The organism is Micromonospora sp. NPDC051196, assembly GCF_040682415.1.
GTDB lineage: Bacteria > Actinomycetota > Actinomycetes > Mycobacteriales > Micromonosporaceae > Micromonospora.
The window spans coordinates 1,059,708-1,072,105 of record NZ_JBFBAY010000001.1 but is presented as its reverse complement, the minus strand read 5'-3'; the positions used below and the strand labels follow the sequence as shown (position 1 = coordinate 1,072,105).

Sequence of the window (12,398 nt, the reverse complement as noted above, 5' to 3'; positions counted from 1 at the left end):
TCGATTGACTTCAGATGTCACGGGTGCTACCGGCCGGGGCGGGTGCGACCAGGCAGGATGACAGCGTGGACGGACACGACATGCTGCTCTCCCCCGCCGGCGTTGACGCGCTGCGGACCGCGTTGACCAACGCCAACTTCACCGCCAACGGCATCGCCGGCCGGCTCGGCTCGACAGCGACCAGCGGGGTCGCCCGCAACGACTTCCGGGCCGCGCTGCGCGCCACCATCGACGGGGATCCGCTCGCCACCCTGATCCGGGTGTTCATCTGCGAGCAGACCGAGCCGGAGGCCGCCGTGGCGGCGGCGCTGGCGCCGCTGTCGATCGCCGAGGCGCTGGCGGCAGGGCTGGTCGAGCGGCACGGCGACGGGCTGCGGATGGGCCTGGACCTGGAGCCGTACGACGACGACTGGTGGGTCCTGGCCGACGTGCCGGCCAGCGCCCGCCCCGGCCGTCCCCTGCACGCCGAACACGTGCTGGGCATCGGCGGGGCCACCCAGACCATGATCGGCGCCGCCGTCCGCCGGCCGGTGGACACCGCGCTCGACCTGGGCACCGGGTCCGGCGTGCAGGCACTGCACCTGAGCACCCACGCGCGGCAGGTCACCGCCACCGACGTCTCCCGGCGTGCCCTGCGTTTCGCCGCCACCACCGCGGCCCTCAACGGTCAGGACTGGGAACTGCTGCGCGGCGACCTGGTGGCACCGGTGGCGGGCCGCCGCTTCGACCTGGTGGTGAGCAACCCGCCCTTCGTGGTCGGGCCGGGCACCACCACCCACGTCTACCGCGACTCAGGCCGGGTCGGCGACGCGATCGGCGCCGAGTTGGCCGCCGCCGCACCGGCGCTGCTCACCGAGGGCGGCACCATGCAGTACCTCGCCAACTGGGTGCACGTGACCGGCGAGGACTGGGGTGAGCGGGTGGCCGGTTGGTTCGCCGGTACCGGGCTGGACGCCTGGGTCATTCAGCGCGAGGTCGCCGACCCGATGGCGTACGTCAACCTGTGGCTGACCGACGTCGGTGAGGCGGCCGACCCGCAGCGGATGGCCTCCTGGTTGGACTGGTTCGACGCGCACAAGGTGGAGGCGATCGGCTTCGGCATCGTCTCGCTGCGTCACGGTGGCCACGACGACCCGGTGGTGCGGGTGGAGGATCTACGCCAGCGGGTGCAGGCACCGATGGGTGACCGCATCGCCACCTGGTTCGACCGGCAGGACTGGCTGCGTGGGCGGGACACCGACGGGCTGCTGGCCGCCCGCTACCGTGCCGCCGAAGGGCTGCGGCTACACCAGGAGGCCACCATGGGCGATGATGGTTGGGGGGTGGATCGCCAGGTCCTCGCCATGCCGAACGGGCTGCGCTGGAGCGAGGAGATCGACCCGCTGGTGCTGGCCCTGGTCGGCGGTGCCGACGGGCGGCTGCCGCTGCGTGACCAGCTCGCGCTGCTCGCCGTCGCGCACGACGTCACCGTCGACGAGTTGGCCGGGGCCGCCGGTCCGATCGTGGCGCACCTGGTGGAGCGGGGCTTCGTCGAGCCGGTGGAGGCGTAGTGCGCGCGGTGGTGCAGACGGTCGGGCGGGCCAGCGTCACGGTCGACGGTGAGGTGGTCGGGGCGATCACCGACGGGCTGCTGGTGTTGCTCGGGGTGACCCACACCGACAACACCGAGACCGCCCGGACGATGGCCCGGAAGGTGCACGAGCTACGGATCCTCGACGAGGAACGATCAGCCGCCGACACCGGCGCGCCGATCCTGGTGGTCAGCCAGTTCACCCTGTACGGCGACGCCCGCAAGGGCCGCCGCCCCACCTGGACGGCGGCGGCACCCGCCGAGGTGGCCGAACCGCTGGTCGAGGCGATGGTCGAGGCGCTGCGTCAGCGCGGCGCGCAGGTCCACACCGGCCGCTTCCGGGCGCACATGCTGGTGGAGAGCGTCAACGTCGGCCCCCGCACCATCCTGCTCGACCTCTGACGGCCGCTCGCCGCCCCCACCGGCACCGTGGGGGCGGCGGGGCCGGCTAGCCGAAGAGGCCCCGGCGTTGCAGGGACTGGCGCAGCCAACCGTCGAGCTGGGCGGCCAAGTCGGTCTGGTCGAGCGTCGCGTACTCGACGGTGAACCGGCCGAAGACGTCCCGGCCCTCGGTGAGCAGCCCGCCGCGCTTGTCCAACTCCAGCACCACCTGCAACCGCTGAGGATCGGCGATGAAGGTGACCTCGAGTTGCTTCATCGCGCCGCCGTACTGCGGAGCCGGATAGAACTCGATCTCCTGGTAGAACGGCAGCGTCTGGTGGACGCCGTAGATGTGGCCCCGTTCCACATCGGCCCGGGCGAACCGGAAGCCCAGCCGCAGCAGCGCCTCCAGCAGTCGTTCCTGGGCCGGCAACGGGTGCACCGTCACCGCGTCCAGGTCACTGGAGTCGACCGCCCGGGCCACCTCCAGTTCGGTACGCAGCCCCATGGTCATTCCGGCCAGGTGCTGCCCGTACAGCTCGGTGATCGGAGTTTCCCAGGGCACGTCGAAGCGGAACGGAATGTCGTGGCGCTGCCCGGCTTCGAGCCGGAACGCCCCGGTGACGTGCTGCCGATGGAACTCCTGGTTGGTCGAGTACTCGTTGTCACCGCTCTCCACCTCGACCCGGGTCTGCAGCCCCAGCGCCACGTACGAGATGTCCACCGCGTGTTCTCCCCCGGTGACCACGATCGTGCCGTCCAGCTGGCCTCCCGGCCGACAGTTCGGATTCGCCAGCACCGTCTCCACCGACGGGCCACCGACTCCCATCGCCTGCATGAGCCGCTTGAAGACCACCATTTGCCTCCGTCGCTTGACTGTCTTGTCCATTCCCGGCAGACCGCTCGTCGGGCCGGCCGGCCGCAGGCACGGTAACCGGATCCGGCAACCCGAACCGGGTGAATCGACCGCACCGACGGCGACCCTCTGTCAGGTTCTTGATCGCCTCACTCCCGTTTTACGCCCTGACCGCCAAGCTGTGTGTCACCGGCAGAACTTGGCCACGCAACACCGCACGGACGTGAAACGGGGAGACGGAGATGGGCCTGCAGATGATGGAGCACCGGATGCGCGTCGGCATCGAGGCCGAGCCCGGCATCGACACCCTCACCGACCTGGACGCCACGGACGAACGCGGCGTCTCCACCGACCTGGTCCGGGCCTACCTCAACGGCATCGGTCGGACGAAGCTGCTCACTGCGGCCCAGGAGGTCGACCTCGCGAAGCGGATCGAGGCCGGGCTGTTCGCCGAGGAGAAGCTGACCACCTGCACGCCGGTCTCCGCCGAGTTGCAGGCCGACCTGACGCTGATCGCGCAGGAGGGTCAGGCGGCGAAGAACCACCTGTTGGAGGCCAACCTCCGGCTGGTGGTGAGCATCGCGAAGCGGTACACCGGTCGTGGCATGGCCTTCCTCGACCTGATCCAGGAAGGCAACCTCGGCCTCATCCGCGCCGTCGAGAAGTTCGACTACACCAAGGGCTACAAGTTCTCCACCTACGCCACCTGGTGGATCCGCCAGGCCATCACCCGCGCCATGGCCGACCAGGCCCGCACCATCCGCATCCCGGTACACATGGTCGAGCAGGTCAACCGGATGGTCCGGGCCCGCCGCGAACTGGCGGTGTCGCTGGGCCGCGAACCCACCGTCGCCGAGATCGCCCGCGCGCTCGACGTGCCCGAGTTCCAGGTGATCGAGCTGATCTCGTACGACCGGGAACCGGTGAGCCTGGACCAGACCGTCGGCGAGGACGGCGAGAGCGCCCTCGGTGATTTCGTCGCCGCCGCCCCGTCCGCCGGCGTGGACGACGACGCCACCCACGGCGAGCTGCGCAACGAGGTGAGCATCGTGCTGGCCACCCTGTCCCAGCGTGAGCAGGCGGTGATCCGGCTGCGGTTCGGGCTCGACGACGGGCGGCAGCGCACCCTCGACGAGGTCGGCCGGGAGTTCGGCCTGTCGCGCGAGCGGATCCGGCAGATCGAGAAGGTGACACTGCTCAAGCTGCGGGCGCCGGAGCGTGCACAGCGGCTGGAGGCGTACGCCTGCTGATCCGTACCACCCATGTCGGCCCTGGCGGTTCGCCGGGGCCGACTGTCTTTTGTGTCTTGCCGTCCGTGGCCACCGCTGCGCTGATACGGTGCGCGCGGCCGGCGGCGCCGACAGCCCGCACCGCCTGCGTGTGCGGCCCCCGGCGGCGACTTCAGGAGGACGATCATGAACTGGACGCTGGAAGTGGTGGTCGTACCGGTTTCGGATGTGGACCGGGCCAAGGCGTTCTACGCCGATCAGGTCGGCTTCGACGTCGACCACGACACCAAGATCAGCGAAGATGCCCGAATCGTGCAGTTGACTCCGCCCGGCTCGGGCTGCTCGATCGTCATCGGCAAGGGCGTGGTGCCGCAGATGCCGCCAGGCTCGGTGAAGGGCCTCCAACTCGTCGTGGCGGACCTGCACAAGGCCCGGGCCGAACTGTTGGAACGAGGCGTCGAGGTCAGCGAGATCCAGGTGCTGGGGGAGAGCCCCCGCCCGATGCCGGACCCGCTGGACAATGTCGGCTTCGTCTTCTTCACCGACCCGGACGGCAACGCCTGGGCGGTGCAGCAAATCTCCAGCCGCGGCTGAGCCGACGCCTCACAACCGGCGGGGACCGGTGTCCGGGCGGGCGACGGCGGAGCCGACCCGCACGCTGGCATGCAGCACCGACAGTCCGTCCGGACGGGCCAGCACCGGGTTCAGGGTCAGGGAGCGGACCCGGGGCTGTTCGTCAGCCAACCGGCCGACCCGCAGCAGCAGGTCGGCCAGGGCAGCCCGGTCCACCGGTTCGGCCCCCCGGTGACCATGCAGCAGCGGTGCGGCGCGCGGCGCGTCCACCAACTCGGCGGCATCACGGTCGGTCAGCGGCACGGCCCGCCAGGCCCGATCGCCGAGCAACTCGGTGGCCACCCCACCGAGCCCGAAGCCGACGACCGGACCGAATGCCGGATCCTCCACCAACTCGACCACGCAGGCCACCCCGGGCTGGACCATCGGCTGCACCAGCACGTCCGGGCCGAACGCCGCCGCCAGTTCCACGTACGTCCGGCGTACGGTGACGGGGTCGGCCAGGTCGAGCCGGACCGCACCGAGATCGAGTCGATGCCGCAGCCCAACGGCGGCGGCCTTCATCGCCACCGGGAGACCGAGGCGTGTCGCCGCCGCGACGGCCTCGTCGGCCGAGCCGACCGGCAGCGACTGGACCACGTCGATGCCGTACGCGGCGAGCAACGCCCCGCTGTCGGCCCCGTCGCCCCGCAACGCGGCCTGCGCCGCGAGCGGGTCGACATCGGGCAGCTCGGGCAGCGTCCCGGGCGGGCGACGCAGCCAGTCGGCGTACGCGGTGACCCGGGCGAGCGCGCGAACGGCCTCCTCCACACTCGGGTACGACGGCACTCCGGCCGGCGCCCGGCCGACCAGGAAGGTCGCCACCGCAGGCTTGGCGGCGGTCAACGCCGCGGGCAGGGCGGCCGCGAAGTCCGCCTCGGTGCCGGTGATCTGGCCGGGCAGCGGCGGCGCGAAGAGCGCCACCAACGCGTCGACTCCCTCGTCTTCGGCGGCGGTGGCCAGCGCCTCGGCGAACTCGATCGCGCTGGCCTGCGGTCCGACGTCGCGGGGATAGCCCACCGCGACGGTCAGCCCGCCGGCCGCGCAGGCGGTCGCCGCCAGCCCGGTCAGCGCCGAGGAGTTACCGACGATGCCGACCCGGTCACCGGCGGGCAGCGGCTGGTTGGCCAGCAGCACCCCGACGTCGAGCAGCTCGGCGACGGTGTCCACCCGGATCACCCCGGACTGCGCGAACAGGGCGCTCACCGCCGCCGCGTCCGGGCCGACGGAGTCACCCACCCCGGGTGGGCGCGCCGGGGAGGCCAACGCCACCACCGGCTTGTCCCGGCCGATGCGTCGGGCCAGCCGGGCGAACTTGCGCGGGTTGCCGAAGGTCTCCAGATACAACATGATCACGTCGGTGGCCGGGTCGTCCTGCCAGTACTGCAACAGGTCGTTGCCGGAGACGTCGGCCCGGTTGCCGGCCGAGACGAAGCTGGACAGGCCCAGACCGCGCCGATCCGCCTCGGCCAGCAGCGCCACCCCGAAGGCGCCCGACTGACTGAAGATGCCGACCCGACCGGGCACCGGCAGGCGCGGGGCGAGGGTGGCGTTGAGGCGTACGGTCGGGTCGGTGTTCGCCACCCCCAGGCAGTTCGGGCCGATCACCCGCATGCCCGCGGCGTGGGCCGCGCGGACCAGGGCGCGCTGCGCGGCGGCGCCCTCGACACCGGACTCGGCGAAACCGGCGGAGATGACAACCAGGCCGTGCACGCCGGCGGAGGCCGCGTCCGCGACCACCTCGGGCGCGGAATCCGGTGGTACCGCCACCACCGCCAGGTCGACCGGGAGCCCCGCGTCGGCCGCCGACGGGTACGCGGGCAGCCCGGCGACGCGGATCGCGGTGGGGTGCACCGGCACCACCGAGCCGGTGAAGCCGCCGTCGCGCAGGTGCCCGAGCACGGCCGCGCCGACGCCCTGACCGGTGGCGCTGGCACCGTAGACGGCGACGCCGCGCGGCGCGAGCAGCCGGGCGATGGACCGTGCCTCGGTCCGCTGCTCCCTGCCGCGCTGCACCTCCAGGGTGGCCTCGGTGGGGGCGATCGGGAAGGTCAGGTGCACCACGCCGTCGGCGAACTGCCGTTGCAACTGGTAGCCGAAGTCGGCGAAGACCCGCAACATGGCGCCGTTGGCCGGCAGCACCTCGGCGACGAAGTTGACGATGCCGGCCCTACGGGCGGCGTCGGCCAGGTGCTCCAACAGCACCGAGCCGATCCCCCGCCCCTGGTAGGCGTCCTCCACCACGAAGGCGACCTCGGCATCCGGGGCGGCGGGGCCGAGCCGCTCGTAACGGCCGACCGCGACGATCCGCTCGCCGGCCAGCACCACGAACGCCTCCCGGTCGACGTGGTCGACGTTGACGAACCGTTGCAGGTCCCGCTCCGGAATGCGCGGGTACGGCGAGAAGTAGCGCAGGTAGCGGGTGCGCTCGGAGAACCGGGAGTGCATGGCGACGATCGCCGGGGCGTCCGACGGCTGGATCGGTCGCAACTGGACCGTTCGGCCATCGCTGAGCAGCACGTCGATGGCATGTTCGGATGTGGTCACCTCGGGCGGCCCTCCCCCGGCCGGCTCAGTCGCGCGGATCGTGTGGATCGAGACCGAGCAGCGGGAAGACCGCCTTGCGGGTCGCCGCTATCGCCCGGTCCACCGGATTCGGCTCGCCGGTGGGCTGCCACGGCTCGTACCCCGGGTCGATGTCGTCGGTCATCCGCAGCGGCACGTCGAAGCCGGGACGGCGCTGGGCGGCCAACGCCCGCCAGGCCTGCGGCGTCAGTGTGGCCGGATCCAGCGGCGCACCGGTGGCCACCGCCAGCAGGTGCGTCCAGGCCCGGGGCACCACCTCGACCAGGGCGTACCCGCCGCCGCCGGTGGCCACCCACCGACCGTCGCAGAGTTCGTCGGCGAGTGCCCGCAACGCCAGATAGGTGGCCCGCTGCCCGTCGACGGAAAGATGCAGATCGGCGAGGGGGTCGCTGCGGTGGGCGTCCGCGCCGCACTGGGTGAACAGCAACTGCGGACGGAACGCACGCAGCACCGACGGCACGATCGCATGGAAGGCGCGCTGCCAGCCGGAGTCCTCGACACCGGGCGGCAGCGGGATGTTGACCGCAGTGCCCTCGGCGCCCGGACCACCGGTCTCGTCGGGGAAGCCGGTGCCGGGGAACAGCGCGAGGGGGGTCTCGTGCAGGCTGATGGTCAGCACTCTCGGGTCGTCCCAGAAGATCTGCTGCACCCCGTCGCCGTGGTGCACGTCGACGTCGACGTACGCGATCCGCTCCGCGCCGAGGTCGAGCAGCCGGGCGATGGCCACCGCCGGGTCGTTGTAGACGCAGAACCCGGCCGCACGGTCGGCCATGGCGTGATGCAGGCCACCGGCCACGTTGACCGCACGTCGGGCCCGCCCCCACCACACCGCCTCGGCGGCGGCCACCGTTGCGCCAGCGATCAACGCGCTGGACTCGTGCATTCGGTCGAAAACCGGATTGTCCGAAGTACCCAGGCCGAAGCCGGCAAAGAACGGCTCGCGTGGCGCCATCCGGACCGCGTCCAGGTAGCGCGGGTCGTGCACCCGGCTGAGCAGCGCGTCGTCGGCGGGCCACGGCCGGACCAGCCGCACCCCGGGTCGTTGCAGCACGCCCAGTTCCCGAGCGAGGGCGATGGTCAACTCCACCCGCACCGGGTCGAGCGGGTGGTCACCGAGGTCGTAGGCGAGCAGCGACTCGTCCCACACCACCACCGTGTCTTCGGACATCTGCCCATGGTCGCACGCGCCCAGCCGAGCGGCAGGTGGCGGCCGGGCCGGTCAGGTGGCGGTCGGCGGGCAGACGGCGACCGGCCGGGCCGGGTCGGCGACCCAGTTGCTCCAGGAGCCGACGTAGAGCGCGGCGTCCGGTCGGCCGGCGAGGTGCAGCGCCAGCACCGCCTGCGCGGCGGTCACCCCGGAGCCGCAGTACGCCCCGACCGGCGCACCGGCGGTCACCCCGGCGGCGGCGAACCGGTCCCGTAGGGCCTCTCCGGAGGAGAACCGGCCGTCGGCGACGTACTCGGGCGCCGGCAGGTTGACCGCGCCGGGAACATGCCCCGCGACCGGATCGATCGGCTCGTGCTCGCCCCGGTAGCGGGGCGCGGCACGGACGTCGAGCAGGACGCCGTCGTCGGCCGAGGCCAGCCGGGCGGCGCCCGCCGCGTCGAGCACCGGCAGGGCGCCCGGTGCAACGGTCACGTCGCCCGCCGCCGGGTGCGGCTCGTCGGTGCTGACCGGCAGGCCGGCGGCCAGCCAGGCCGGGAAGCCACCGTGCAGTACGCGTACCGGGCGGTGTCCGGCCCACCGCAGCGTCCACCAGGCGCGGGCCGCGGACATGCCGTCGCCGCCGTCGTACACCACCACGGGATGACCGGCGCGTACCCCGGCGGCCCGCAGCGCGGCCTGCAAGCCGGCCGGGTCGGGCAGCGGGTGGCGACCGGCCGGGCCGGGCGGGCCGCACAGTGCGGTGTCCAGATCGACGAAGACCGCGCTCGGCAGATGCCCCGCCGCGTAGTCGGCACGGCCCGGCGGGCCGGTCAGCCGCCAGCGGACGTCGAGCAGGGTCGGCGGGTCGGCCGCGTCGAGTTCGGGGGCGAGTCGCTCCGCCTCCACCAGAAGATCATCGGTACCGGACATGCCGTTCAGTCAACACCATTGGTGAACCACGGCAGCGATTCGACGACGGTCGTGACAGGCGCGGCAGGGTAGCATCGATCATTGGAGGGCCGCTGAAACCATGAAGTCTCACGACCTGGTCGATACGACCGAAATGTACCTGCGCACGATCCTCGAACTCGAGGAGGAAGGTGTGCCGCCGCTACGCGCCCGGATCGCCGAACGGCTGCGCCAGAGCGGCCCCACCGTCAGCCAGACCGTCGCCCGGATGGAGCGCGACGGCCTGCTCACCGTCGAGGGCGACCGCCATCTCACCCTCACCACGCTCGGCCGCAGCACCGCCGTCTCGGTGATGCGCAAGCACCGGCTCGCCGAGCTGCTGCTGGTCAACATCATCGGGATGCCCTACGAGGAGGCCCACGAGGAAGCCTGCCGCTGGGAGCACGTGATGAGCGACGCGGTCGAGAAGCGGGTCTATGACCTGCTCAACCGGCCGACGCGGTCGCCGTACGGCAACCCCATCCCGGGTCTGGAGGACCTCGGCTCACCCGGCGAGACCGAGCCGGAGCCGATCGACGGCGAGCGCAACCTGGCCTTCCCGGGCCTGACCGGCAAGGTAATCGTCCGGCGGATCTGCGAGAGCGTGCAGACCGACGCGGAAGTCCTCCGGCAGTTGCACGCCGCCGGCGTCGACCCGGGCGCCACCGTCACCGTGGCCCAGGAACGCGACGGCGTGTCCATCGATCGTTCCGGGGAGAGTGTCCGGCTGCCCCGCGAGGTGGCCTCCCGGGTGTTCGTCGCCGCCGCCTGAGGCTGGCCTCAGGTCACGTAGGGGCAGTGTCGGCAGCCCCGGCCGCAACAGGTGCCGCGACGGGCGAGATAGCCGGCGGTGAGCACGAAGAGTCCGGTGGCCGGGTCGAGGTAACCGGCGTCCCCGGCGGACAGTGCGACGGCGTGCGCGGCCAGGATCCGATCCCGGTCCGGATGCTCGGGCGGCAGCCGGGACGGATGCGGTTCGGTCAGCGGCCGTCCCGCCAAGGGCCGTCGTTCTCCGCTCATCGCGGCAGTCTAGGCAGTCGCACCGGCACCAGATGCGCTGACCAGTACCGTGGCCGCCCTGTCGAGCTGAGCGCGTAGGCGGATCGGTGGAGAAGTCTCCCCATCCGGACCGATTCGCGCTGGCCTCCCGCGCCGGTTGCGCAGAGGATGAACAGCGATCCAAGGAGGTCCCATGCCCCAGTACGCAGTGCTGATCTACTCGCCGGCGCCGGCCGACCCGATGGAGCTCACGCCCGACTACGTCGCGTTGCTCGAACAGTATCCGGCGAAGGTGACCGAGCTGGGCGGACGGATCGCCACCGGCTTTGCGCTGCAACCGAGCACCACCGCCGCCGCGGTACGCGGCGACCTCGTCACCGACGGCCCGTTCATCGAGGCCAAGGAGGTCGTCGCCGGGTTCTTCGTGCTGGAGGCGCCTGACCTGGACACCGCGGTCAAGATCGCCAAGCTGAATCCGGCCACCATCCACGGCGGGGTGGAGGTCCGGCCGCTGTTCGTACCGCCGACCGAGTGATCGCCAGCGACGAGGCTGCCATGTCCGATGACGCCGAAGCAGGTGGCGCGGCCGGTCCGGCGGGCAGGCCCGATCCGGCGGGGGCGGAGGGGCATGTTGTCGCGGCGGAGCGGGCGCTGGTCGACGCGCATCGCCGGGAGTGGGCGTTCGTGCTCGCCGCGACCGCGCGCGCCGCCGGTGACCTCGACCTCGCCGAGGAGTGCGTGCAGGAGGCGTACGTCGCGGCGCTGGGTGCCTGGGCCCGGGACGGCGTACCGGACAGACCCGGCGCCTGGCTCACCGCCATCGCCCGCCGCAAGGCCCTCGACGTGCTGCGCCGCCGGCAGGTGTTCCACACGAAGCTTCCCCTGCTCGTGGAACCGGACACGGTCGAGCTGGACGGTCCCGACGAGGTTGGCGTACCCGACGATCGACTGCGCCTGGTCTTCACCTGCTGCCATCCGGCGCTCGCCCGGGAGGCGCAGGTGGCGCTCACGCTACGCCTGGTCTGCGGGGTGAGCACCGCGGACATCGCCCGAGCATTCCTGCTCTCCGAGCCGACCATGGCAGCCCGGCTCACCCGGGCCAAGAAGAAGATCTCGGCAGCGCGGATCCCGTACCGGGTGCCGGATTCCGCCGAGCTGCCCGAGCGCCTGGACACGGTACTCACCGTCGTACATCTGCTGTTCACCACCGGGCACACCGCGCCGACCGGCGGTGACCTGGTCCGCGTCGACCTGGTGGACCGGGCGCTGCACCTGGCCCGGATGCTGCGGGAGCTGATGCCCGACGAGCCCGAGGTGAGCGGGCTGCTCGCCCTGCTGCTGCTCACCGACGCCCGCCGGGCCACCCGCACCGACGATCAGGGCCGACTGCTGCGGCTGGAGGACCAGGACCGATCCCGCTGGGACCGGACCGCCATCGGCGAGGGCCATCGGCTGGTGGTCGACGCCCTGCGCACCGGACGGGCCGGCCGGTACGCGCTGCAGGCCGCCATCGCCTCGTTGCACGCCCACGCGCCCAGTTACGCAGCGACCGACTGGCCGCAGATCGTCCGGCTCTACGACGCATTGCTGGCCTGCTGGCCGTCGCCGGTGGTCGCCCTGAACCGAGCCGTAGCAGTGTCCATGGTGGATGGACCGGGCGCTGCACTCGCCGAGGTCGACGCCCTGGCCCAGGACCCCCGCCTGGCCAGCTACCACTATCTGCCGGCGATCCGCGCCGACCTGCTCCGCCGCCTCAACCGCCCCACCGAAGCCGCCGACTCCTACCGCACCGCCCTGGCCCTGGTAGACAACGACACCGAACACGCCCACCTCACCACCCGCCTAAACACCCTCCCCCACTGACCCACCCTGCCACCCTCGCCGCCCCGCCGCCCCGCCGCGCCCCGCCCTCGGCCGCCCTCGTCGATCTTGCACTTCTGGTCGCTGGAATGACACGTTTGCACCTTTCATCCCGACGGAAAGTGCAAGATCGGCGCGGGGAAGCGCGGGGAAGCGCGACCGCCCGGCCCCGTGGTGTGGGGCCGGGCGGTCGGTGTTTGGGCAGGAGTG

12 protein-coding genes are annotated in these 12,398 nt (G+C 72.2%); 7 read left to right on the top strand and 5 right to left on the bottom strand.

Annotated features, from left to right (window positions below; genetic code table 11):
- The first annotated feature begins 65 nt into the window (after positions 1 to 65).
- Together AB0M35_RS04915 and dtd are read left to right on the top strand one after the other, a co-directional pair.
- Positions 66 to 1,550 (top strand): methyltransferase, encoded by a 1,485-nt coding sequence (locus tag AB0M35_RS04915; protein WP_363741453.1) that lies wholly within the window; start codon positions 66 to 68, stop codon positions 1,548 to 1,550.
- The gene (dtd, locus tag AB0M35_RS04910; RefSeq protein ID WP_363741450.1) at positions 1,550 to 1,972 is read left to right on the top strand and encodes a D-aminoacyl-tRNA deacylase; all 423 of its coding nucleotides are present in this window, start codon (positions 1,550 to 1,552) and stop codon (positions 1,970 to 1,972) included. The genes AB0M35_RS04915 and dtd overlap by 1 nt, the downstream gene beginning before the upstream one ends.
- A 46-nt stretch (positions 1,973 to 2,018) precedes the next feature.
- On the opposite strand, the gene AB0M35_RS04905 is transcribed toward dtd, so the two are convergent.
- A complete protein-coding gene (locus tag AB0M35_RS04905; protein WP_363741955.1) occupies positions 2,019 to 2,807 on the bottom strand; it encodes a sporulation protein in 789 nt (262 codons plus the stop codon).
- Positions 2,808 to 3,049: 242 nt separating this feature from the next.
- On the opposite strand from AB0M35_RS04905, the gene sigB reads away from it, so the two are divergent.
- Positions 3,050 to 4,057: an RNA polymerase sigma factor SigB gene (sigB, locus tag AB0M35_RS04900; protein ID WP_363741449.1), complete on the top strand. Its 1,008-nt coding sequence runs from the start codon at positions 3,050 to 3,052 to the stop codon at positions 4,055 to 4,057.
- Positions 4,058 to 4,222: 165 nt separating this feature from the next.
- Complete coding sequence (locus AB0M35_RS04895) at positions 4,223 to 4,630, top strand: VOC family protein (protein ID WP_363741447.1); 408 nt, start codon at positions 4,223 to 4,225, stop codon at positions 4,628 to 4,630.
- A gap of 9 nt (positions 4,631 to 4,639) precedes the next feature.
- Here the strand turns inward: AB0M35_RS04895 and AB0M35_RS04890 are convergent, their stop codons facing one another.
- The 3 genes from AB0M35_RS04890 to AB0M35_RS04880 are packed head-to-tail and all read right to left on the bottom strand — an operon-like array spanning position 4,640 to position 9,311.
- On the bottom strand, positions 4,640 to 7,195 hold the full coding sequence (locus AB0M35_RS04890; protein ID WP_363741444.1) for a GNAT family N-acetyltransferase: 2,556 nt from the start codon (positions 7,193 to 7,195) through the stop codon (positions 4,640 to 4,642).
- Positions 7,196 to 7,220: 25 nt separating this feature from the next.
- The gene (locus AB0M35_RS04885) at positions 7,221 to 8,402 is read right to left on the bottom strand and encodes an acetoin utilization protein AcuC (protein WP_363741441.1); all 1,182 of its coding nucleotides are present in this window, start codon (positions 8,400 to 8,402) and stop codon (positions 7,221 to 7,223) included.
- Between the two features lie 51 nt (positions 8,403 to 8,453).
- Complete coding sequence (locus AB0M35_RS04880) at positions 8,454 to 9,311, bottom strand: sulfurtransferase (protein ID WP_363741438.1); 858 nt, start codon at positions 9,309 to 9,311, stop codon at positions 8,454 to 8,456.
- A gap of 100 nt (positions 9,312 to 9,411) precedes the next feature.
- Here AB0M35_RS04880 and AB0M35_RS04875 point away from each other — a divergent pair, with 100 nt between their 5' ends.
- The gene (locus AB0M35_RS04875; protein WP_363741436.1) at positions 9,412 to 10,101 is read left to right on the top strand and encodes a metal-dependent transcriptional regulator; all 690 of its coding nucleotides are present in this window, start codon (positions 9,412 to 9,414) and stop codon (positions 10,099 to 10,101) included.
- A gap of 8 nt (positions 10,102 to 10,109) precedes the next feature.
- On the opposite strand, the gene AB0M35_RS04870 is transcribed toward AB0M35_RS04875, so the two are convergent.
- Entirely contained in the window at positions 10,110 to 10,349 is a 240-nt protein-coding gene (locus AB0M35_RS04870; protein WP_363741433.1) for a DUF5522 domain-containing protein, read from the bottom strand.
- A gap of 172 nt (positions 10,350 to 10,521) precedes the next feature.
- On the opposite strand from AB0M35_RS04870, the gene AB0M35_RS04865 reads away from it, so the two are divergent.
- Positions 10,522 to 10,863: a YciI family protein gene (locus tag AB0M35_RS04865; RefSeq protein WP_363741430.1), complete on the top strand. Its 342-nt coding sequence runs from the start codon at positions 10,522 to 10,524 to the stop codon at positions 10,861 to 10,863.
- 149 nt (positions 10,864 to 11,012) lie between these two features.
- Positions 11,013 to 12,191, top strand: a complete 1,179-nt coding sequence (locus tag AB0M35_RS04860) for a DUF6596 domain-containing protein (RefSeq protein WP_363741952.1) — start codon at positions 11,013 to 11,015, stop codon at positions 12,189 to 12,191.
- Positions 12,192 to 12,398: the final 207 nt, after the last annotated feature.

Coding starts and splice junctions, on each gene's coding strand:
- AB0M35_RS04875 (WP_363741436.1), top strand. CDS start 9,412: ATGAAGTCTCACGACCTGGTCGATACGACCGAAATGTACCTGCGCACG.
- AB0M35_RS04880 (WP_363741438.1), bottom strand. CDS start 9,311: ATGTCCGGTACCGATGATCTTCTGGTGGAGGCGGAGCGACTCGCCCCC.
- sigB (WP_363741449.1), top strand. CDS start 3,050: ATGGGCCTGCAGATGATGGAGCACCGGATGCGCGTCGGCATCGAGGCC.
- AB0M35_RS04885 (WP_363741441.1), bottom strand. CDS start 8,402: ATGTCCGAAGACACGGTGGTGGTGTGGGACGAGTCGCTGCTCGCCTAC.
- AB0M35_RS04865 (WP_363741430.1), top strand. CDS start 10,522: ATGCCCCAGTACGCAGTGCTGATCTACTCGCCGGCGCCGGCCGACCCG.
- AB0M35_RS04895 (WP_363741447.1), top strand. CDS start 4,223: ATGAACTGGACGCTGGAAGTGGTGGTCGTACCGGTTTCGGATGTGGAC.
- AB0M35_RS04870 (WP_363741433.1), bottom strand. CDS start 10,349: ATGAGCGGAGAACGACGGCCCTTGGCGGGACGGCCGCTGACCGAACCG.